The sequence below is a fragment of the Streptococcus cristatus ATCC 51100 genome (assembly GCF_000222765.1).
Taxonomy (GTDB): Bacteria; Bacillota; Bacilli; order Lactobacillales; family Streptococcaceae; genus Streptococcus; species Streptococcus cristatus.
In genome coordinates this window covers 1-21,285 of sequence record NZ_AFUE01000010.1, presented here as the reverse complement: position 1 = coordinate 21,285, position 21,285 = coordinate 1, and the positions used below count along the sequence as shown (strand labels likewise).

18 protein-coding genes are annotated in these 21,285 nt (G+C 42.1%); 4 read left to right on the top strand and 14 right to left on the bottom strand.

Features of this window, described 5'->3' with window-relative positions; all coding sequences use genetic code 11:
- Positions 1 to 64: 64 nt before the first annotated feature.
- From HMPREF9960_RS08955 to HMPREF9960_RS08945, 3 genes are all read left to right on the top strand, one after another.
- Entirely contained in the window at positions 65 to 2,404 is a 2,340-nt protein-coding gene (locus tag HMPREF9960_RS08955; protein ID WP_005590663.1) for a cation-translocating P-type ATPase, read from the top strand.
- A 92-nt stretch (positions 2,405 to 2,496) separates the two neighbouring features.
- A complete protein-coding gene (locus HMPREF9960_RS08950) occupies positions 2,497 to 3,243 on the top strand; it encodes a tRNA1(Val) (adenine(37)-N6)-methyltransferase (protein ID WP_005590664.1) in 747 nt (248 codons plus the stop codon).
- Positions 3,233 to 3,496: a GIY-YIG nuclease family protein gene (locus tag HMPREF9960_RS08945; RefSeq protein ID WP_005590665.1), complete on the top strand. Its 264-nt coding sequence runs from the start codon at positions 3,233 to 3,235 to the stop codon at positions 3,494 to 3,496. Before HMPREF9960_RS08950 ends, HMPREF9960_RS08945 begins: the two co-directional genes overlap by 11 nt.
- 38 nt (positions 3,497 to 3,534) lie before the next feature.
- On the opposite strand, the gene lacD is transcribed toward HMPREF9960_RS08945, so the two are convergent.
- The 10 genes from lacD to cshA form a co-directional block, all read right to left on the bottom strand.
- Positions 3,535 to 4,515 (bottom strand): tagatose-bisphosphate aldolase, encoded by a 981-nt coding sequence (gene lacD / locus HMPREF9960_RS08940; RefSeq protein WP_005590666.1) that lies wholly within the window; start codon positions 4,513 to 4,515, stop codon positions 3,535 to 3,537.
- A 1-nt stretch (position 4,516) separates the two neighbouring features.
- Entirely contained in the window at positions 4,517 to 5,446 is a 930-nt protein-coding gene (locus HMPREF9960_RS08935) for a tagatose-6-phosphate kinase (RefSeq protein WP_005590667.1), read from the bottom strand.
- Positions 5,447 to 5,456: 10 nt separating this feature from the next.
- Positions 5,457 to 5,972, bottom strand: a complete 516-nt coding sequence (gene lacB / locus HMPREF9960_RS08930; RefSeq protein WP_005590668.1) for a galactose-6-phosphate isomerase subunit LacB — start codon at positions 5,970 to 5,972, stop codon at positions 5,457 to 5,459.
- A 148-nt stretch (positions 5,973 to 6,120) separates the two neighbouring features.
- The gene (lacA, locus tag HMPREF9960_RS08925; RefSeq protein WP_005590669.1) at positions 6,121 to 6,546 is read right to left on the bottom strand and encodes a galactose-6-phosphate isomerase subunit LacA; all 426 of its coding nucleotides are present in this window, start codon (positions 6,544 to 6,546) and stop codon (positions 6,121 to 6,123) included.
- A 145-nt stretch (positions 6,547 to 6,691) separates the two neighbouring features.
- Positions 6,692 to 7,588: an aldose 1-epimerase family protein gene (locus HMPREF9960_RS08920; protein WP_005590670.1), complete on the bottom strand. Its 897-nt coding sequence runs from the start codon at positions 7,586 to 7,588 to the stop codon at positions 6,692 to 6,694.
- Between the two features lie 157 nt (positions 7,589 to 7,745).
- Positions 7,746 to 9,221 (bottom strand): PTS galactitol transporter subunit IIC, encoded by a 1,476-nt coding sequence (locus HMPREF9960_RS08915; RefSeq protein ID WP_005590671.1) that lies wholly within the window; start codon positions 9,219 to 9,221, stop codon positions 7,746 to 7,748.
- A gap of 52 nt (positions 9,222 to 9,273) precedes the next feature.
- On the bottom strand, positions 9,274 to 9,579 hold the full coding sequence (locus HMPREF9960_RS08910; RefSeq protein WP_005590672.1) for a PTS sugar transporter subunit IIB: 306 nt from the start codon (positions 9,577 to 9,579) through the stop codon (positions 9,274 to 9,276).
- A gap of 24 nt (positions 9,580 to 9,603) precedes the next feature.
- Positions 9,604 to 10,080, bottom strand: a complete 477-nt coding sequence (locus HMPREF9960_RS08905; protein WP_005590673.1) for a PTS sugar transporter subunit IIA — start codon at positions 10,078 to 10,080, stop codon at positions 9,604 to 9,606.
- A 324-nt stretch (positions 10,081 to 10,404) separates the two neighbouring features.
- Positions 10,405 to 11,151, bottom strand: a complete 747-nt coding sequence (locus HMPREF9960_RS08900; protein ID WP_005590674.1) for a DeoR/GlpR family DNA-binding transcription regulator — start codon at positions 11,149 to 11,151, stop codon at positions 10,405 to 10,407.
- Between the two features lie 284 nt (positions 11,152 to 11,435).
- Complete coding sequence (cshA, locus tag HMPREF9960_RS08895; RefSeq protein ID WP_005590675.1) at positions 11,436 to 13,010, bottom strand: degradosome RNA helicase CshA; 1,575 nt, start codon at positions 13,008 to 13,010, stop codon at positions 11,436 to 11,438.
- A gap of 357 nt (positions 13,011 to 13,367) precedes the next feature.
- Here cshA and HMPREF9960_RS08890 point away from each other — a divergent pair, with 357 nt between their 5' ends.
- Positions 13,368 to 13,748, top strand: coding sequence for a hypothetical protein (locus HMPREF9960_RS08890; RefSeq protein WP_005590678.1), 381 nt, complete (start codon positions 13,368 to 13,370; stop codon positions 13,746 to 13,748).
- 265 nt (positions 13,749 to 14,013) lie between these two features.
- On the opposite strand, the gene pyk is transcribed toward HMPREF9960_RS08890, so the two are convergent.
- From pyk to ccpA, 4 genes are all read right to left on the bottom strand, one after another.
- Complete coding sequence (gene pyk, locus HMPREF9960_RS08885) at positions 14,014 to 15,519, bottom strand: pyruvate kinase (RefSeq protein WP_005590680.1); 1,506 nt, start codon at positions 15,517 to 15,519, stop codon at positions 14,014 to 14,016.
- 52 nt (positions 15,520 to 15,571) lie between these two features.
- Entirely contained in the window at positions 15,572 to 16,582 is a 1,011-nt protein-coding gene (gene pfkA, locus HMPREF9960_RS08880) for a 6-phosphofructokinase (RefSeq protein WP_005590682.1), read from the bottom strand.
- Between the two features lie 84 nt (positions 16,583 to 16,666).
- Positions 16,667 to 19,777, bottom strand: a complete 3,111-nt coding sequence (locus HMPREF9960_RS08875; RefSeq protein ID WP_005590684.1) for a DNA polymerase III subunit alpha — start codon at positions 19,775 to 19,777, stop codon at positions 16,667 to 16,669.
- 322 nt (positions 19,778 to 20,099) lie between these two features.
- On the bottom strand, positions 20,100 to 21,104 hold the full coding sequence (ccpA, locus tag HMPREF9960_RS08870; protein WP_005590686.1) for a catabolite control protein A: 1,005 nt from the start codon (positions 21,102 to 21,104) through the stop codon (positions 20,100 to 20,102).
- Between the last annotated feature and the right edge of the window lie 181 nt (positions 21,105 to 21,285).

The following is a 21,285-nucleotide window of genomic DNA, read 5'->3' as shown; positions in this document are numbered from 1 at the left end:
AAACTTTGGCTGTAACAGCTGATTCGGATAGCCATTTCCATAAAAAAATGGTATCATTAATCTCATGAACAAGAAAGAATTAATTGGTTTAAACCAAACCCAAGTAGATGAAAAGATTTCGCAGGGCTTGACCAACGATTTTACAAGTGACACCAGTACTAGTAACTGGCAAATCGTTAAGCGGAATGTTTTCACCCTTTTTAATGCCCTTAACTTTGTGATCGCTCTGGCCTTGGTCTCTGTCCAAGCCTGGAGCAATCTGGTCTTCTTCGCCGTCATCAGCTTTAACGCCGTCACTGGTATTATCACGGAGCTGCGGGCTAAACACATGATTGACAAGCTTAATCTAGTCAGCCGAGAGCTGGTCACAGTCATCCGCGACGGTCAGGAAGTCAAGATTCAGCCGGAAGAAATTGTACTGGGCGATCTGATCAAGCTGTCAGCCGGTGAGCAGATTCCCAGTGATGCCCGTGTAGTAGAGGGTGTTGCAGAGGCCAATGAAGCCATGCTGACAGGTGAGAGTGATTTGGTTCTCAAGGAAAAAGGCGCCGAGCTGCTGTCTGGTAGCTTTCTGGCTAGTGGGCAAATCTATGCTGAGGTGCATCATGTCGGTGCAGACAACTATGCCAACAAGCTCATGACTGAGGCTAAAACTCTCAAGCCTATCAACTCGCGAATTCTATACAATCTTGCGAAAATTTCCCGCTTTACTGGAAAAATCATCATTCCCTTCGGATTGGCACTCTTCTTTGAAGCCCTGATGATAAAGGGACTGCCTGTCAAAAACTCTGTCATTACCAGCTCGACAGCCCTTTTGGGTATGCTCCCCAAAGGAATCGCCCTGCTGACAGTCACGTCACTTCTGACAGCTGTCATTAAGCTAGGTATGCGCAAAGTGCTTGTTCAGGAAATGTATTCTGTTGAGACCTTAGCTCGGGTGGATACTCTCTGCCTGGACAAGACCGGGACAATTACCCAAGGTAAGATGACTGTTGAAGCCTTGCATAGTCTGTCAGATAAGTTTTCTGATGAGACAGTCAGTCAAATCTTAGCAGCCTACATCCAAACCAGCGAGGATAATAACCCAACTGCTCAGGCTATCCGCAAGGGATACGGCCATTTAGAACACACCTATACTAGCGACAATGTCATCCCATTTTCTAGTGACCGAAAATGGGGCGCTATGCATTTATCAAGTGTTGGAACTATCTTTTTGGGGGCACCAGAAATGCTGCTGGATAGCAATCCTGCAGCGGTTGGAGAGGCTCAAAAACGCGGATCGAGGGTTTTGGTGCTGGCTCACAGCGACCAAGTGCTAGACAAACACAGCATCCAACTGCCTGAAGATATGATTGCTCTGGCTGTTCTGGAAATCACTGATCCTATTCGTGAGGGAGCGGCTGAGACACTGGACTACCTGCGCTCTCAGGATGTTGATCTGAAAATCATCTCTGGTGACAATCCTGTGACCGTTTCACATATTGCGAGCCAGGCTGGATTTGCCAACTACGCCAGCTACATCGACTGCTCTAAAATCAGCGATCAAGAACTGGTTGAGCAAGCAGAAGAAACAGCCATCTTTGGCCGTGTTTCTCCCCATCAGAAGAAGCTGCTCATCCAGACTCTTAAAGCCGCTGGTCGGACAACAGCCATGACCGGAGATGGGGTTAATGATATCTTGGCTTTACGCGAAGCTGACTGTTCCATCGTCATGGCGGAGGGCGACCCCGCAACTCGGCAGATTGCCAACTTAGTCCTTCTTAATTCCGACTTTAACGATGTACCTGAGATTCTTTTTGAAGGCCGCCGGGTTGTTAACAATATTGGCCGGATTGCTCCGATTTTCTTCATCAAGACGATCTATTCCTTTATCCTGGCTATTATCTGTATCGCCAGTATCCTGCTAGGAAAAACGGAATACCTCTTGATTTTCCCATTCATTCCGATTCAAATCACCTTGATTGACCAGTTTGTTGAAGGCTTCCCACCCTTTGTCCTCACCTTTGAGCGCAATATTAAGCCGGTTGAAAAGCACTTCCTCAAACGCTCCCTGCAGCTAGCTCTGCCAAGTTCCCTCATGATTATCTTCAGCGTGCTATTTGTCCGTATCTGGGGCAGCAGCCATGGCTGGAGCGACATAGAAATGTCCACCCTGACCTACTACTTGCTAGGCAGCATCAGCTTCTTGTCAGTCATTCGGGCCTGCCTGCCACTCAACCTCTGGCGCGCTCTTCTGATCATTTTTTCAGTCGCAGGCTTCTATCTATCCGCCTTTGTCCTGCAACACCTTTTGGAAATTGCGACGCTGACAGCCGCAACCTTGCCAGTCTATCTGATTCTCATGGTTTTCTTTATCGGAATTTTCATCGCTTGTACTATCAAGCAAAAATATGAATTCAACTAAAATTCGCACCTGACTATGTCTGTCAGGTGTTTTTTCCTATAAAATTTCTCTTTCTCCTTTGGAATAGCACTTAATCATGCTATAATGTTGGTATGACAGAATCAAAATTAAAAGACGGGGAAAGAGTCAACCAACTCTTTTCCACTGATATAAAAATCATTCAAAATAGCGAGGTTTTTAGCTATTCAGTCGATAGTGTCCTGCTTTCTCGCTTTCCAAAATTACCCAAACGAGGGCTCATCGTTGATCTCTGCGCTGGAAACGGGGCTGTTGGTCTCTTTGCTAGCACACGGACTCAGGCCCAGATTCTAGCGGTGGAAATTCAGGAACGTTTGGCAGATATGGCCCAGCGTTCCATTGAATTAAATCACCTTACTCAACAGATGCAGGTCATCCATGACGACTTGAAAAATCTAGGCGCCTATATATCTGGCAGTAAGGTTGACATCATTCTCTGCAATCCTCCCTATTTCAAGGTTGATGAACATTCCAATCTCAACGGCAGTGAACATTATTTGCTGGCGCGTCACGAAGTTGCTACGAATTTAGAAGAGATTTGCACGATTGCCCAGCGAGTTCTCAAGTCCAATGGCCGCTTAGCTATGGTTCATCGGCCAGATCGCTTTTTAGATATTTTAGAAACCATGAAAAACCATAATCTAGCGCCCAAGCGCATCCAGTTTGTCTATCCCAAGCAGGGGAGAGAAGCCAATATGCTCTTAATTGAAGCTATTAAAGATGGTTCACCGGACGGCCTGAAGATCCTCCCGCCTCTCTTTATCCACGAGCAAGACGGCAGCTATACGCCAGAAATTCAAGAGATTTACTATGGAAAATAAAGCCTATATGTACGTCCTTGAATGCGGGGATGGCACCCTCTATACAGGCTATACCACCGATGTAGAAGCTCGTCTAAAAACACATCAGGCTGGAAAAGGAGCCAAGTACACTCGCGCCCGATTGCCCGTCACACTCATCTATCAAGAGGAGCATCCCGACAAATCTGCAGCCATGTCGGCTGAATCCCTCTTCAAAAAGAAGAAACGAGCTGAAAAACTAGCTTATATAGAAGAAAAACGTAGCAAGTCCTGAAACTTACTACGTTTTTTGAGTTCTACATCAAGATTAAATTAGATACGTTCTTTCCATGAAGTCGCTGTTGTTTGAAGAACTTTATTGAGTTCGTCAATGTTCTCAAATCCAGTTGTGCGAAGCCATTCACGAGCTGCTGCTTCACCGTCTTTGATGTAGGCTTCAACTGATCCAGCCCAGGTTGCACGGCCGCAAAGAACTCCGTTGAAGTTTGCACCTGATTCGTGGGCAAAGACAAGAGTTTCTTGGAAAAGTTTCGCAGATACACCCGCACTCAAGTAGATGTATGGCAAGTTAGTTGCTTCATCTTGTGCTTTGAAGAAAGCTGCTGCTGCTTCACGAGTATGCACGATTTCACCATCGCCAAAGCCTTCAACGTATTTAACATTGACTGGAACTTCCACTTTCAAGACATCGATGTTGAAGCGTGGGTCTGAGAAGACTTTCATAGCACCGATAACCTTGTGTGGTTTCACTTTAGCGTATTCTGCAGAACCTGCGTCAGCAATCTTTTCATCGTAAGCCAATATTTCAAGGAAGAATGGAATGTCTTCTGCCACACACTCAGAGCCGATGCGTTCGATGTAGGCTTGTTTTTGTTGGTTGAGTTCGTCAGAGCTGTCTACGTCATAGTAAAGCAAGAACTTAACAGCATCCGCGCCTTGTTCCTTGATGCGTTTGGCAGACCAAACATCCAAGCAGTCTGGCAAACGTTTAGTGCTAGTTGTGTCGTAGCCAGTTTTTTCGTAAGCAAGGAGAAGACCAGCATTTGGTGCAAGCGCTTTTGTAGCTGGAAGTCCGTACTCAGGGTCAAGAAGCATAGAGGATGCGTATTTAGTCAATTCATCTGCTACCAAGACTTTGAGTTCTTCCATTTGAGCAACTGTTGGTTCTTCTGTTTGGTATTGAGCCATGAGGCGTTTCAAAGCACCACGTTGGTCAAAGGCAAGAGCTGAGATGATGCCGTTCTCGTCAGAGAGTTTTTCCAAATATTTGCGTTTTTGTTCTGTTAAAGCCATTTTATACCTCTTTTACTATTAATTGTTCATATAGACCTTGATAGTTAGCCATATTGACATGACCTGTCATTTTTTCTTGAGCATTGAGCATACCAAGGACATTTGCCTTGATGAGAAGATCTGCATCTGATTCCTTATGAAGAAGTCCTGATGAAATCCCTGCTACAGTAGAATCTCCAGATCCGACAGGATTAACTACCTGAATTCTTGGAATATCTACCTTGTAGAAAGTATCCCCATGTTTTGCAAAAGCACCATTTGCACCAAGTGAAACGATAATCCACTCAATCCCTGCAAATAGAGGCTCTTGAAGAACTTCTTTTAATTCATCCAAATCCTCTGAAACTTCTTTTCCAAGAAGTTGAGACAATTCTTCGTTATTTGGTTTGATAACTGTTGGTTTGTGTGGTGATTCAAGAACCGCCTGAAGAGCAGCGCCTGAGCAATCCAGAACAACTGGTTTTCCTGCGCGATTAGCAAGTTCTACCAAGTTTGCATAGTAGTCAACTGGAAGACCTGCTGGCAAACTACCAGAGATAGCCACTACTGCCACAGTGTCAAGGAGATTCTCGAAATGAGCCAAAAAATCTTGACCTTCTTGTTCAAGAACTTCAGGCCCTTTCTCAAGAATTTCAGTTTGGTTGTCTCCGTGTAGAATAGCAATACAGTTACGAGTCTCTCCTTGAATCAAGAAGAAACGTTTCGTTACTTTATCATCGATATGCTCTACTAAAAACTCACCAAGTTTACCCCCAACTAAACCAGTAGCAGCAACAGAATCACCAAATTCTGAAAGAACTCGTGTAACATTGAGACCTTTACCACCAGCTGTCTTGGTCACATCCACCACACGGTTGACAGTGTCAATTTTCAATTCATCCAAAGGATAGGAAATATCAATGGATGGATTCATTGTGACAGTTAAAATCATGCGTCACCTCTTAGTCGTGGTATTCACCGCGATCCCATTTTTCAAGGAATTCTGTAAAGAAGTTTGCATCTGCTTGATGAGCATTGTGACTTTCAACGTGCTCAATTTTAGCAATCAATTTTTTGTTTTCTTCTGATGGTTTGTATTCAGCATTGATGAAAGCTTCAATGATATCGCACATGAGCAATTCACCAGTGATTTTTCCACCAAAACCAATAACGTTGGCATTCAACTGTTCTTTAGCGTAAAGAGCTGTTGTCATATCACGAACCAAAGCAGAACGAACGCCTGGAACTTTATTTACAGCGTTGTTGATACCAACACCAGTACCACAGATACATACCCCAAGATCAGCTTGACCGCTAGTTACAGCTTCCCCCACTTTTTTACCAAAAATTGGGTAGTGTGTACGAGCATGATCGTAGGTACCAAAGTCAATGACTTCATGTCCTTTTGATTTCAAAAATTCTGAAACCGCCATTTTTTCATCTGTTACGATGTGGTCACATCCAATTGCAATTCTCATTAGTTATTCCCTCCGATTAATTATATAAATCTCATATCATTTATCCTTACTCAAGAAAAATCAAGATTAGCTTAGGAAGCGAGCTGCGAGCATAACTGAAGTTAGCTAAAGTGAGCTGACGACAGATTATCTTGATTTTTGAAGAGTATTAGCACATTTTGTTCAACATATCGACACGAATCTGGTGACGGCCACCATCGTATTTACCGTTAACAAATCCTTTAGCAATGTTTTTCGCCAATTCATCACCAACAGTTTCTGCACCCATAGTGATCATACGTGAGTTGTTGTGGCCACGAGTCATATAAGCTGAACGTTCGTCTGAAACCTCTGCGGCAACCATTCCTTTAATCTTAGTTGCGACCATGAATGGGCCAGCACCATAGGCATCAATCACGATACCAAGGTTTTGTTCTTCTTTGTTTACTTCTGCAGCAACAGCAAGAGTCACATCGACAAAGTCTTGACCTTCAGCCGTAACATCCACTACGTGGAAGTTTTCTTTTTCCAAGAAGTCTTTCACAACTTCTTTCAATCTCAAACCTGCAGCATCTGCACCAATGATAATAGACATATTAAGTCCTCCTTTAATTTTCTATATAATGAACTAAAATGTTTTAAAACATTAAACGTTATTTGATTCACAAGTTTATAATACAACATTTTATGTTCGCTGTCAACATTATATGTTTGTTTTTAAACATTTTTAAAATTTTTCTTTAAAAAATAGTAATATCAAATCCAATTTCTTCTTTTTCTCCTGCTGGGAGTAGACGGACATTTTTCTTGCTTTCTAAATAATCTCCCTCTTCTAACGAGGTCGACAAACCTGACCAAGGTTCCAAGGCTATAAATGGCCCTTTGTTAATAGTTGACCAGATAATTAGATTTGGAAATTCTTGAAAATCCAAACGTAACCCTTTATCATGATTCCGAGAACGAAGAGCAATAGTCCGTGATTTTAGCTCATCAAGGGTCACTGCATCTTTAGCAAAGATAGCATAGTCCAAATCTAGTTCTTTTTGATGATCTAGGAAGCTTGTACGTTCCAGAAAGTTTAACATACCAGTTTCAGGATAAGAGAGAGGAACACTGCAGGTTTCTTCCTGTTCAAACTCCAAATAGTAATCCTCATACTTTTCATCATCAAATAATGGGCAGTTAAAGCCGGGATGGCCTCCGATGAAGTACGGCATAGCGCCACTATCTCCAAGATTTTCTACAATATACTGGGTGCGAAGCTTCTTACCAGTCAAGCTATAGCGAATTGATAAGCGGAAATGATAGGGATAGTTCTGAAACATCTCCTCTGTGTCCTCAATAGCAAAAGTCACACTCGTATCCGTTTGTTCTACTAATTCAAATTCTTTCTTGCGAACGAGCCCATGCCGAGGAATGACTCCACTCGCTTCTTGACCATCTTTTAATCCATAGTGAGCGGTGTCATTGCGCAAACTCCCACAAATAGGGAAAAGAACTGGAGCTTGACCACTCCAATAGGTCGCATCACCCTGCCAGAGGTATTCTACACCATCCTTATCCTTGATTGAAGAAAGCGCTCCTCCCAATTTCTCAAACTGCACTGTCAATTCATCATTTTCTAGCGCGATTACCATCCAAATCTCCTCTCTACTTCAGAGAAAAAGGCAGGCTTCTGACTTCTCTCTGCTTAGTATTCATCACATAGGAAAAGCTAGATTATCAACATTCCCATTTGGAAATGGACAATCTAGCTTCCCTAGTCTTACAATATTTAACAATAGTTAACGGATATTATTTTGCTTTTGCTGCATATTCTGCATTCCGTTTGATCATTTGCTTTCTGTACCAAGCAAAGATTCCAATATAAGCACCAAGGAAGACAATAGCACCAATGATAGCTTTAATATCACCTGTAGTAGTATTACCAATAGTCCAGCCCAAAAGTTTTTCGATTGGTCCTTCAAGTGTTGAGTGAGTGATCAATTGAGACTGGCTAACTCCTTCAGGGAAGGCACCTACGCCTTTAGCAAGTTCTGTTGCAAACGGTGCAATCAGGGTACCTGAAAGAAGGAAGAGTGGTAACAAGAGTGTTCCAAAGACAATCATACGAAGCAATTTACCACGAGTAACAACCAGAAGGGCAGGTGTCACACCCATTGCGATGATACCAGCCAATGGCAAGATACCGTTCCCTACATTAGAAAGCAGAACTGCTTCAATCAACATGATTGGGGCAAGTACGTTAGCGCAGGCCCAGATTTCTGCACGACCAGCGATAAATGGCCAGTCAAGACCGATGTTGAATTTACGTCCTTGTAGACGCTTTGTTGCTACGTTTGTAATACCTTGTGAAAGTGGTTCAACGGCTGCGATAAACCATGATCCGATAAGTGAGAAGAGCTCCAAGCAGACACCGGCAGTCAAACCAAGAGACAACCATCCTTTAATAACCAATTGCCATGTGTTGCCATCTTCTACACCTGCTACTGGGTGCGGAGTTCCCATGATACCGATAACCACACCAAGAAGGAAACCGATGAAGAATTTAGATCCCCAGAAACCGATTTTCTTGTTCAAAGCGGCAGCATCAAAGTCATATTTGTCCAACCCAGGGAAGAATTTGTCAAAAATCTTATCCAAAACCATGATAACAGGGTTCATCATGTAGTTCATGTGAGTTGAAGTCATTGGAGATGAGCTTGGTGCATTCAACAAATCATCAAAAGTTGGTTTCATCAAGTCAGAATTGATAATCTTCAAGACACCAACCAAGACAACTGCTAAAGTTGCAATCAAGAGTGACACAGCAGGACTTACATGGCTCTTATCTGCATACCATTTGATGAGCAAGCCAGTAATTGACAAGTGCCAGATATCAAAGATATCCACGTCCAATGTATCTGTTTTTTTCATAGCTAACATTGCCACATTGACAATGAGCATGATGAGCAAGAAGTACAAGGTCCATGGAGAACCCCAAGTGATGGTTGCAAGTGGTGCCCAACCAACGTCTGTGATATTCAACTGGATACCAGTGTTTTCAACGAATTTAGCAAGTGATGCTGAGAAAGCTCCGTTGAGCATACCGATGATGGCACCGATACCAGTAAGAGCGATGGCAAGTTTGATACCACCTTCAAGCGCTTTGGAGAATTTCACTCCAAATAGTAAGGCCAATACTGTCAAGATGATCAGCATGATGATAGGACCACCCATTTCCAAGACTGGCTTGAAAATCTTATTGGCTAGGTCAATAATGACATCCATAATAATTCCTCCCTTTTTTTGTTATATGAATGTTAACAAGATAAAGAATAGATTAACTTAGTCCATGCTCTTTAATAGCTGCTTCAATATTGTCAAAGACTGGAGCGCTCATTGCAGGAATACGGAACAAGATTGGTCCAGCTTCGATAACTGGGATTCCTGGTTCAAAACCAAGATCTGTTGCAGCGATTGGTGTGAAGATATCATAACCTTGCATTAGATCTTCATTGACATCCTTAACCATCACGGCATCACAATGTACATCATAACCGCGGTTTGACAACTCTTCCTCAAGAGCACTCTTGATTTGGTGACTTGAGTTTACCCCTGCTCCGCAGGCTGCTAAAATTTTAATCATAATAAAATCCTCCGATTTATTTATTTATTTAATAACTTTTGAAATATATTGGAACAACTCTTCTTTTGAGTTCAAAGAAGCTAAACCAGCTAGATTTCCTTCACTAGTGAAGAAATCCATTAACTGTGCTAAGATATTGGTCTGGCTTGAGCTAGAGTTGTTGATAATAAAGAACAAGAGAGACACTTCAACGGTTTGCGTAGGAGAAATCATATTGTGGAAGGTTACAGGCTGATCTAGCTTAACAACTACCACATTTTCAGTCAAATTATGCGCAATATCCGTATGAGGTATGGCAACATTCGGCAAGTCCTTGCCTAAAAATTCCATATCCAATCCGGTTGGAAACGCCTTTTCTCTTTCAAGTAAAGCATTTCGATAAGAAGAAGTTACAACTTCTCTTTCTTCTAACAAATCAGCTACTTGATGAAAAAGATCTTCTTGATTTTCTGCATGTAAACAAAACACTAGATTTTCATCAAATAATTTGGCAAGCGCCATTTTATCATCTCTCCTTTTGTTTCTTTTTGTTCGTTTAATTAATTATATCATTATGTGATAGCGCTGTCAATAGTTTGTTTTGTTATTTTTTGTTTATTTATCTAATAACTTAAAATTTTAATGTTCATATGAAGATAGAACATTTCGTCATTCTGAATTGTTAAGGAATAACACGAGTCATAAAAATATCCTTAGCAAGTCTAAGTTGATATACAGGAACTTTGCATCCACTGTTAAATGCAATTCATTTGAAACACGAAATAAAAGCTGCGAAATTCGCAGCTTTCAGAATCTTAAATTAACATTCATGACAACGCGTTCAAATCAGAGAACCTTGGTGTAAGAACTATATTTTGCTCTCACTTTCGGAGAGATATGGTCATCCGTTACAATCGCATCAATATTGTCCAAACGGTAAAAACTATAGAAAGAATAGCTATCAAATTTGCTATTATCTGCAACAATGTATTTCTCAATTGCATTGTTGAGAATAATGGCATTCCCATTCCCCTCTTCTTCATTGGCAGTCGTCACATTGTGGCCGTCAATTCCGTTCACTCCAATAAAGGCCTTCGATACCTTGATTTCTCGTAAAAGTTTATTGGCAAACTGCCCCACAAAAGTCTGGGTCTTAACCCGATAGCGTCCTCCGATCAAAATCAAATCAAAATTAGGATAATCCTTCAACTTTTCGAAAATAGGGAGTGAATTGGTTACAATACTGATATTTTTCCCCTCTAAATAATCGCCGATAAAATCCGTTGTAGTACCCGATCCGATAAAAACTGTGTCTCCTTCAGCAATCAAATCAGCACATTTCTTAGCAATCAGCTTCTTTTCTTCGATATTTAACATTGTTTTTTCAGAGTGCGAAGCTTCATTCAAGCTATCTTTCACCTTTTTATGAGCCCCACCATGCACCCGAATCAAAAGTCCTTGTTTCTCAAGATCAATCAAATCTCGCCGAATGGTCATATCTGTTACATTCAGCAATTCCTTAAGGTTCTTTACAGACACAACTCCCGTCTGGTCCAGCTCTTGTAAAATCACTTTATGACGACTTTCCTTCATGTACAATCCTCCTTGTTGTTGATGTCTAGAGACGTCTCATCAAAGTTTCCCCTTTGATTTCTTAGGTTCCTTGAACACCTCAAATCACTTTAATGTCCATGCACCATTGCTTATATCATTATACTACAATTTTTTCATATAAACAAAAAAATGTATACTTTTTTTCAAAAAAATAGATTATTGTTTGTTTATGCGTTTTCATTATACTATTTTCAAACAAATCTTGAAAGATATTCAAATTATTTTCAATAAAAAGATCCGATATCAGCTGACATCGGATTTTTTTATTTATCGCCTTTATTACGGATAACAAAGCCGGTTTTCTTTTCGCTGGAAGTACGTTGTGGGCGTTTATTTCCTCTGCTTTCGAAGTCGCGACTGTTCTTGTTTGACTTACGTTTAAAGTCACGGCGGCCGCCCTCTCGATCTTCGCGTCCACCACGGCGATCACGGCCTTGGTCGCCTCGACGACCGTTGCCACGACCTCCCTTGCCTTTTCCGCCAAAGCCACCGCCAGACGGTTTAAATGGCAATGGTTTTTCACGGGCGATTTCTACTTTAGGAAGGGTATCCGGATCCTGTACCGTCAAGCTGAGGATATACATAGCCAGCTCTTCTGGACTGAATTCTGCTGCCAGCTTGCGGGCATCCTTACTGAATTTATCAAAGTTAGAACGGATGCTTTCGTCAGCAAAATCGCGTTCAATCTTCTTAAGGGCAACTCTTTTCTTAGCTTGGAAAGCTTCTTCCGCAGTCGCTGGCTTAAGGCCTTTCATACGCTTCTTGGTCAGATTTTCGATAATCAGCAGATAGCCCATTTCATTTGGCGCTACGAACGTGATAGACTGACCTGACTTACCAGCACGACCAGTCCGACCAATCCGGTGAACATAGCTTTCTGGATCCTGCGGAATATCGTAGTTGTAGACGTGGGTCACACCAGAAATGTCCAATCCACGCGCGGCCACATCTGTCGCCACCAAGACATCCAGATTGCCGTTTTTAAAGTCGCGTAGAACGCGGAGGCGCTTGCCTTGGTCCAAATCACCATGAATACCCTCTGCTCGGAAACCGCGGATTTTCAGGCCACGAGTCAGCTCATCCACCCGGCGCTTGGTCCGGCCAAAGACGATTGACAGCTCAGGCTGCTCCACATCCATCAGGCGGGTCATGGTATCAAATTTTTCATTTTCCTTGACACGGATATAATACTGATCTACCAGCTCCGTCGTCAGCTCTTTAGCAGCAATCTTGACATGCTCAGGCTCCTTCATAAACTTGACACCGATACGCTTGATAGCATCCGGCATGGTCGCTGAAAAGAGCAAGGTCTGACGCTCTTCTGGCACACGGGAAATGATAGACTCAATATCTTCCAAAAAGCCCATGTTAAGCATTTCATCCGCTTCGTCCAAGATCAAGGTTTCAATATGATTCAGCTTAAGCGCCTTGCGTTTGATCAAATCCAAAAGACGACCAGGTGTTCCTACGACGATATGAGCACCAGACTTGAGGGCCTTAATTTGCTTTTCAATGCTAGAGCCACCGTAGACAGAACGCACCTTGACACCCTTGCTGCGGCCAAAACGGAACAGCTCTTCCTGACTCTGCACAGCCAATTCACGGGTTGGAGCGATAATCAAAGCCTGCACAGCAGGATTATCTGTATCAATCTTCTCCAGAGTTGGGAAGCCAAAGGCCGCTGTCTTTCCTGTCCCTGTCTGGGCCTGACCAATAACATCCTTACCTGCCATAGCAAGTGGAATTGTCTGCTCTTGAATAGGGCTTGCTTCTACAAAGCCAGCTTTTTCAATCTCTGCTAGTAATTCAGCAGATAAATGTAATTCATTAAATTTCAATGTTCTTCTTCTTTCTAAAGGCGGTGCGAAGCCACCTTATAAGGCTTTTGATACTCAATAACCGAAGCATACCAAGTACATGTCTCTTGCTAAGTCTCGATTTTCTGAGAGTATTCGCTCTTCTCTTCATAAATATGGTCTCTCAAGTCCAGGCACTAAAAAAGCGCCGACTCGGTCGCTAGTTCCCACTGAATAGAAAAACTGTATTTCTGCAACTAATCTAGTATACCACAAAAGCACCCAAAAAGATAGGACTTGCTTGTAAAATATTTTATTAGAGATTTCTTTTGTAAAAAATGAAAACTTGAAAATCATTTTCAAAAACATTATAATCTACAAAGAAGAAAGGAGACAGGTATGAATAAATTTTTACGAGTGACTTTCATTTTACTGATCTTAGCTATGCTGGGCGCGGCTATAATCCAGATTTTCCAGCCCCAGCTCTTGGGCAATGAGTCCATCTATGGTCTAGCTCCCTACTGGCAGCGGGAAATTGGTTTCTGGAATCTGGCTATTCTGCCTTTAGTCATTGCCGCCAACATAAAGTATGATTGGTTCTATCTGCGTATGACCTTGCTAGCACTGATTCTGGGTGGACTGGGCTTTGGAACCAACCATCTGCTAGGCTATCTGGAAAAGGCGAATCAAGCCAACCTACTGGGCTGGATTGAAAATTACCTGCTCGTCTGCTGCTGGATCATCGGTTGGGTATTAGAATCTAGAAAAGAGAAAAAGTGATATAGAGAGTATCCATTATTAACCAATAATATAACGATAATCCATAATTATCATCTTTACACTATTGGTTCTTTGACTCCTTATTAACTGTGGTCGATTGAAAAGTCAAAAATCTGGAGAGGATAATAAGGATCTTCTCTTTTTTGATATGCAAAATGTTACTATTCTTATTTTGAAGTTTTCATAATTACAAAATAAAAAAACTCTAGAACAAAAAATAAACCGATAGAATGGATCTATCGGTTTTTGCATACTATGAAATAAATTAACGTACTGTACGGATACGCATTGTGTTTGTACGAACAGCTTCGCCAAGTGGTACACCTGCAACGATAACGATATCGTCACCAGACTCAACAAGACCTGCTTCAACTGCTTTACGTTCAGCGATTTCGAACATATCATCAGTTGATGATGGAGCTTCAGTCAACATTGGGATAACACCCCAGTTCAACATCAAGCCACGTTCTGTCAATTCATCGAATGTCAATGCCAAGATATCAGCATTTGGACGGTATTTAGAGATCAAACGAGCAGTGTGACCAGTCTTAGTCAAAGTAACAACCAATTTGATATTCATTGAGTTAGTAGCATCTTTAACAGCTGAAGCCATAACTTCTGTCTTAGAGTTACGTTCGAAAGTATCTGAGTTCAAACGTCCGTATTCGTTAAGAAGAGTTTGAGCGTTCTTATCGATTGTAGCCATTGTAGTTACTGACTCAAGTGGATATTTACCGTTTGCAGACTCACCTGAAAGCATTGTAGCGTCAGTTCCATCGATAACAGCGTTAAATACGTCTGATACTTCTGAACGAGTTGCACGTGGTTTTTCAGTCATTGTTTCAAGCATGTTTGTTGCTGTAATAACAACTTTACCAGCTGCATTGACTTTAGTAATGATCATTTTTTGGTAAACTGGAACCATTTCGAATGGTACTTCGATACCCATGTCACCACGAGCGATCATGATACCGTCAGCAGCTTCGATGATTTCATCCAAGTTGTCGATACCTTGTTGGTTTTCGATTTTAGCGAACAATTGAACATGTCCGTTACCAGTTTCTTCACAGATTGCACGAACTTCGTTGACGTCTTTTGCAGTACGTACGAATGAAATCGCGATGAAGTTGATACCTTGTTCCAAACCGAAACGGATGTCATCGTTATCACGTTCAGCAAGAGCTGGGAAAGGAATTTTTGTGTTAGGGATGTTTACACCTTTTTGTTTAGCGATAACACCGTCATTTTCAACTTCAACTACAAATTCACGGTTTGCATCGTCTTTTTCTACAACGCGAAGACCAAGTTTACCATCGTCAACCAATACTTGGCGACCTACTTCAACATCATCGTAGATATCAAGTCCACCAGCAACGTTCAAAGCAATCACATCGCGAGTTGATTTGATTCCTTGTTTTGTCGCAACGCGGATTTTTTCACCAGTTTTGTATGAGTACTCTTTTGCGTCACCTTCGAACAGTTCTGTACGGATTTCTGGACCTTTAGTGTCAAGAAGGAAACCAACTTTTTTACCAGCGATTTCTTCCGCACGTTTAACAGTTGCCATACGCTCACCTTGTTCTTGGTGGTCACCGTGTGAGAAGTTGAAACGGAAAGTGTTTGCCCCTGCTTCAATCAATTTTGCAATATTTTGAGCTGAAGCTTCAACGTCCAGTTTTTCACCCCAGTATCCGTCTTCACCGAATTTTTTACCGCCACGGATTTCTACCGCAGGACCTAAAGTTGCAACGATTTTTACGCGTTTGTTCATGATATTAAGAAACTCCTTCTACTATTTGGGGATTTCGCCCCTGATTGACCAATTAAATATTAATGCTGCGATTGAGCTCTGCTAAGCCGATATCAGCTTTGTGTGGATTGTTGACAACGATTTTGCCGTCTGCAGTCAGGCTAAAGAGTGCGCCTTCTTCAGCAGTTCCCAAGATTGGGCTTTCCACCATTTTTTCATTACGGATACCTACGGCAACACCACCGATACCTTCTTTAAGTAGTTTAACAGCATGCGCTCCCATACGAGAAGCCAATACACGGTCGCGAGCAGTTGGTGAGCCACCACGTTGGATGTGACCAAGTTCAGTCACACGAAGATCGCTAGTATCACCAGCTTCTTTCAGCTTTTTACCAAACTCATCTGCTGACATAACACCTTCAGCAAGAACAATGATATTATGCTTCTTACCTTTTTCATAGCCACGTTTGATGCTGGCAACGATATCTTCAATCTTGAAGCCTTCTTCAGGAATGATAATTTCATCTGCACCTGTAGCAATACCTGCCCAAAGTGCAATATCACCAGCGTTACGTCCCATTACTTCAACAACGAAAGTACGACGGTGACTGGATGATGTATCGCGGATCTTGTCAATCGCGTCCATTGCAGTTGTAACAGCAGTATCAAAACCGATAGTGAAATCTGTTCCGACAATGTCATTGTCAATAGTTCCAGGTACACCAACAGCTGGGAAGCCATGCTCTGTTAAGCGCATCGCACCATGGTAAGAACCGTCTCCACCGATAACAACTACACCTTCTATACCGTGTTTCTTCAGTTGTTCGATTCCCTTTAATTGCCCTTCAAGTTTTGCAAACTCAGGGTAGCGCGCTGAATGAAGGAAAGTTCCTCCACGAGAAATAATGTCTCCAACTGAAGTTGCATCAAGTGGATAAATATCACCAGCAACCATTCCAGCGTAGCCGCCATAAATCCCATAAACTTCCATTCCTTCGGAAATTGCTTTACGAACGACTGCACGAATAGCAGCATTCATACCAGGGGCATCTCCACCACTGGTCAAAACAGCAATACGTTTCATTTCGTAATATGCTCCTTTATCTTTTTAACATTCTTATAGATTATACCACAATCAGAATAAAAATTCTCTTATTTTCCTGATTTTTTACCGAAAAACCGTTTTCATGCTGTAATTTTCTAGTTCAGCTTGAAGTTGGTCTGATTTTTGAACTTGAAAGCCTGATGCAGGAACCGTTTTCTTGTCATTCTCATAGCGTAGCACCACGGGAATATCCCCTGGGTATCGCTGTAGGATCTCCGCAATCTGCCTGTCATGACTAGTATCAGCTAATTGGATCCAAAAGCGTTCTGAGCTTGCTTTCTCCACCTCTGCTAGAACCATCTGTAGTCGGCCATCCCTCTCCTGAATTTTTCCAGTCAGATAGTAATAGCCTTTTTCTTGGATTTGCTTGGCAAAACGACGGTAAACTTCAGGAAATAAAGTGACATCCAACTTTTTCTTGGTATCTGTCACCTGCATAAAGGCCATGTTTTCACCATTTTTTGTGCGAATAACCTTGATAGACTGGACTTCAACTAGAATGGTCGCCTTACTATTATCGGCCAGCTCTTCAATCCAGACAAAAGAACGATTGGCTTTCTTGGCTAGGCTAATGAGCGGGTGATCACTAAGGCCAATTCCAATCAAGGCTTGCTCCTGCTCAAACTTTTCTGCAGCAGTAAAATCCTCGGAATCCGTCCATGAATAGCTAGTATCAGCAAATAAACTCCCCAGCTCATCTGCAAAGACAAAAAGATTCGGTAGATTGTGCAAAATCTTCTGCCGATTGGGCTCAAAGACATCAAAGAGTCCCAATTGCACCAAAGGACTTAAAAGTGGCAACTTATGATAACTCTGCGGCAGGCGTAAGATAAAATCTTCCACACTGCTGAAGGGATTTTTTTGACGCTCTTCTATGATCCAGAATGCAAAATCCCTTGGCAAGCCCTTGATATTTTTCAGGCCAAGATAGATTTTTCGCTCCTGAAACTTATCTTTATAGGGAATGTTATGGATGGTCAAGGGAGCTAGCTCAAAGCCAAAGCCGAGTGCATCCGTGATATAATCCGAGCTCGAGTAGTTGAGCATAACATCAAAGAAGATGTCTGGATAATGAGCCTTGAAATAAGCCAGCTGAAAAGCTAGGGCCGAGTAAGCATAGGCGTGGCTACGGTTGAAGCCATAGCCGGCAAATTTCTCCATGACCGCAAAGACTTCCTTAGCCTTGGTCTCTGAGTGCCCTAGTTTGACAGCTCCCTTAACAAATTCTTCCTCCATTTGATGCATTTCAGCAGCATTTTTCTTGCCCATTGCTCGCCGTAAAATATCGGCCTTCCCCAGACTAAAGCCACCAAAGCGCTGGGCTACCTGCATGACCTGCTCTTGGTAAAGCATGATGCCATAGGTTGGTGCCAAGATATCCTCCAAGCTCGGATCAATCATCTCCACGCGCTCGCGACCATGCTTGCGCTTGACAAAGTTATCAATATAGTCACTAGCTCCAGGACGATTGAGAGAGGTGGTAGCTACTACTTCCTCAAACTTTACAGGTTGGACTCTTTTCAAAAGACTGATGGCACCCGCTTGTTCAAACTGGAAAATACCCTTGGTATTACCCGCTGCAAAGAGGCGGAGAGTTTCCTCATCTTCCAGGTCAATACGAGCAATATCAATATCAACTCCGTATTTGTCTAGAGCTGCTTCTTTCATCTGCTGGACAAAGGTTAAATTGCGCAGGCCCAGAAAGTCCATCTTAAGCAGTCCATTGCTTTCGACACCGTGGGCATCGTACTGGGTGATATACATGTCTTCCCCATATTTTAAGGGAATCTGATTGGTCAAATCATCATCGCTCATAACGACACCTGCCGCATGGATTGAGGTCTGACGTGGATTGCCTTCGATTTTTTTGGCAATTTCAAAGGCCTTCTGGTATTCTAGTTTGCTATTGATAATCTGACGAAAAGCTATATTTCGCTCATAAGCAGTGGTTAAATTGTCTCGAAAGCCGATTTTTTTGGTCATATTGGTCAGCTCGTACTCTGGCAAACCAAAGCGCTTAAAGACATCTCGGATGGCCTGCTTAGCCCCAAAGGTTGAGTAGGTCACAATCTGAGCCGCATGCATGCTGCCGTAGCGATCTCGGACATAGCGGATAAACTCTGGCCGATACACATCGGGAATATCAATATCAATATCGGGCATGGTATAGCGTTCTAGATTTAGGAAACGTTCAAACAGTAGGTTCTTTTCTACTGGGTCAATACCTGTAATTTCCAAAGCATAGGCCACCAGACTGCCAACTGCAGAGCCACGGCCCATCCCCATGTAATAACCTTGACTACGGCCAAAGCGCAGCAAATCCCAGACAATAAGGAAATAATCATCAAAGCCCATCTGATGAATGACATCCAGCTCCTGATCCAACCTTGCTTGATAGACTTCACCCGCAAGTCCCCGCTTAGCCAATCCTGTCTCAGCTAATTCCCTCAGTTCTTCTACAGCTGGCCGCTCAGGATTAAAGCGTGGAAGTTTCAACTCAGTATTGATTTCATAGTGAACACCAGCCACCAATTTCTCCAAGTTGGTCAAACTCTCTGGAAAGTTTTCAGCGAAAGTTTCCTCTAAAGATTCTGGCGCTAATAAAAATTCATGACTTGACAAGTGACCGACCTCTCGCAAGCTGATATTATCCCGAATCGCCCTCAGCATTTGCAAGGTTTCTAAATCTCCTTGCTCAAAGTAACGAACCGTATGCAAGGGCAGGACTGGCCTAGTCAATTCCTGCCTAGGCGTATCTGGAAAGACCCCAACATAAAAGTCTAAGCCAAGATCTAGTTGATCCACGCCCTCAAAGATTGGCACAATCAGAGCCAAACCTTTAAAAAGATGTTGAAAGTCTTCCCAATTTTGACGATTCATCATTTTCAGAGTTGAAATCTTCATCAAATTACGATAGCCCTGACTATCCAAAGCCAAGAGTCTCAGATTGAGAGGATTTCCATCTTTAAAAACTTCCATCTCTAGACCTAGCAAGGGCTGAAGTCCTGCCGCTTTTGCCTCCTCTAGAAAATGATAAGCCCCATAAAGATTGTCCACATCCATCATGCCTAGACTTTTGTAGCCCAGGCCCTTGGCCCGTTGAACATATTTTTTGATAGAGACTAAACTATCCATAAAGCTATAAACAGTCTTGGTATCTAGTTGCGTAATCACAAAATTCTCCTTGATACAGCTACGATAAATGATGCCTACTAGTAAAAAGAAGATAAGAAAAATGCGTTTCCACTTCTTTATTTTTTCGTTTTACTGAAAATCTATCCCAAGCTCTAACTAGCCTATTTCTTCTTAACCTTCGTCAGTCAAATAAGTGGAACAAGAACTAATTTCAGCATTCCTACTTCTATTATACCTAAATTTCTGTAAAGAAGAAACTCAGAGTCTCTTATATTCGGCGACTGTGTTTAACTAAAACAAAAAACGAGACAGAACTAAATTCTTTCAAAATTTAATTCTGTCCCATTCCGTATCAATTTTATTATTTACGAGTCGATTTACGTTCATTGATCGTATGAGCTAAGAGAACTTCGCGCTCTTCCAACTCTTCTTTATGCATAATCTTCGTCAGCATCCGCATACTAATCGCACCGATGTCATACAGAGGTTGTCCGATAGTAGACAGATTAGGGCGAGTAAAGCGAGCAATTTGCGAATCATCGCTAGTAATGATTTCAAAGTCTTCAGGAATACGAACACCTCGATCAGCCAAACCATTAAGCAAACCTGCTGCCAACTCATCTCCGGTCACAAAAGCCGCCGTTGCCTTTGAAGCAATCAGACGTTCAGCTAGATGATAACCATCATCATAGCTATATTTAGACTCGAAGACCAAGCCTTCGCTGTATGAAATTTTCTTGCCCTTCAGAGCTTCTTTGTAGCCAGACAAGCGGATTTTACCATTGATATCATCTACCAAAGGACCGCTGACAAAAGCAATTTTCTTGTTGCGTTTAGCCAATAGTTCCACAGCATCAACCGTTGCCTGTTTATAATCAATATTGACACTTGGTAACTGATGTTCTACATCCACCGTGCCCGCTAGAACCACTGGTGTCCGTGAACGTGAAAATTCTGAGCGAATTTTCTCTGTCAGATGGTAACCCATAAAAATAATACCATCTACTTGCTTAGAGAAAAGGGTATTAACAACCGAAACTTCCTTGTCATCATCTTCATCGCTGTTTGCCAGGACGATATTGTACTTATACATTTCGGCAATATCATCAATCCCTTTAGCTAAAGTAGAGAAGTAACTATTCGTGATATTAGGAATTACAACACCAACTGTAGTTGTCTTTTTGCTGGCCAAACCACGGGCAACTGCATTAGGACGATAGTCAAGACGTTCAATTACTTCTAGTACTTTTTTTCGTGTATTTTCTTTTACATTCTTGTTACCATTTACAACTCGGCTGACTGTCGCCATTGAAACTCCCGCTTCACGGGCGACATCATAAATGGTTACTGTGTCGTCTGTGTTCATATAGTTTCCTTTCTTTTGTTGAAAATATCGTTTTCATTTTTCTACACTTATCATTGTATCACTAATTGTAAACACTTTCAAGTATTTTAGCGCACAGATATGAAAACTTTTTCATTTTTTATTTACACGAATCACAGGAAATGAGTTATGGACTCAAAATAGTTTAAACTCAATAAAAAAT

Excerpts from the sequence above, each read along its gene's own strand:
- HMPREF9960_RS08955 (WP_005590663.1), top strand. The coding sequence starts at position 65 with ATGAACAAGAAAGAATTAATTGGTTTAAACCAAACCCAAGTAGATGAA.
- HMPREF9960_RS08950 (WP_005590664.1), top strand. The coding sequence starts at position 2,497 with ATGACAGAATCAAAATTAAAAGACGGGGAAAGAGTCAACCAACTCTTT.
- HMPREF9960_RS08945 (WP_005590665.1), top strand. The coding sequence starts at position 3,233 with ATGGAAAATAAAGCCTATATGTACGTCCTTGAATGCGGGGATGGCACC.
- lacD (WP_005590666.1), bottom strand. The coding sequence starts at position 4,515 with ATGGCTTTAACAGAACAAAAACGCAAATATTTGGAAAAACTCTCTGAC.
- HMPREF9960_RS08935 (WP_005590667.1), bottom strand. The coding sequence starts at position 5,446 with ATGATTTTAACTGTCACAATGAATCCATCCATTGATATTTCCTATCCT.
- lacB (WP_005590668.1), bottom strand. The coding sequence starts at position 5,972 with ATGAGAATTGCAATTGGATGTGACCACATCGTAACAGATGAAAAAATG.
- lacA (WP_005590669.1), bottom strand. The coding sequence starts at position 6,546 with ATGTCTATTATCATTGGTGCAGATGCTGCAGGTTTGAGATTGAAAGAA.
- HMPREF9960_RS08920 (WP_005590670.1), bottom strand. The coding sequence starts at position 7,588 with ATGGTAATCGCGCTAGAAAATGATGAATTGACAGTGCAGTTTGAGAAA.
- HMPREF9960_RS08915 (WP_005590671.1), bottom strand. The coding sequence starts at position 9,221 with ATGGATGTCATTATTGACCTAGCCAATAAGATTTTCAAGCCAGTCTTG.
- HMPREF9960_RS08910 (WP_005590672.1), bottom strand. The coding sequence starts at position 9,579 with ATGATTAAAATTTTAGCAGCCTGCGGAGCAGGGGTAAACTCAAGTCAC.
- HMPREF9960_RS08905 (WP_005590673.1), bottom strand. The coding sequence starts at position 10,080 with ATGGCGCTTGCCAAATTATTTGATGAAAATCTAGTGTTTTGTTTACAT.
- HMPREF9960_RS08900 (WP_005590674.1), bottom strand. The coding sequence starts at position 11,151 with ATGAAGGAAAGTCGTCATAAAGTGATTTTACAAGAGCTGGACCAGACG.
- HMPREF9960_RS08890 (WP_005590678.1), top strand. The coding sequence starts at position 13,368 with ATGAATAAATTTTTACGAGTGACTTTCATTTTACTGATCTTAGCTATG.
- pyk (WP_005590680.1), bottom strand. The coding sequence starts at position 15,519 with ATGAACAAACGCGTAAAAATCGTTGCAACTTTAGGTCCTGCGGTAGAA.
- pfkA (WP_005590682.1), bottom strand. The coding sequence starts at position 16,582 with ATGAAACGTATTGCTGTTTTGACCAGTGGTGGAGATGCCCCTGGTATG.
- ccpA (WP_005590686.1), bottom strand. The coding sequence starts at position 21,104 with ATGAACACAGACGACACAGTAACCATTTATGATGTCGCCCGTGAAGCG.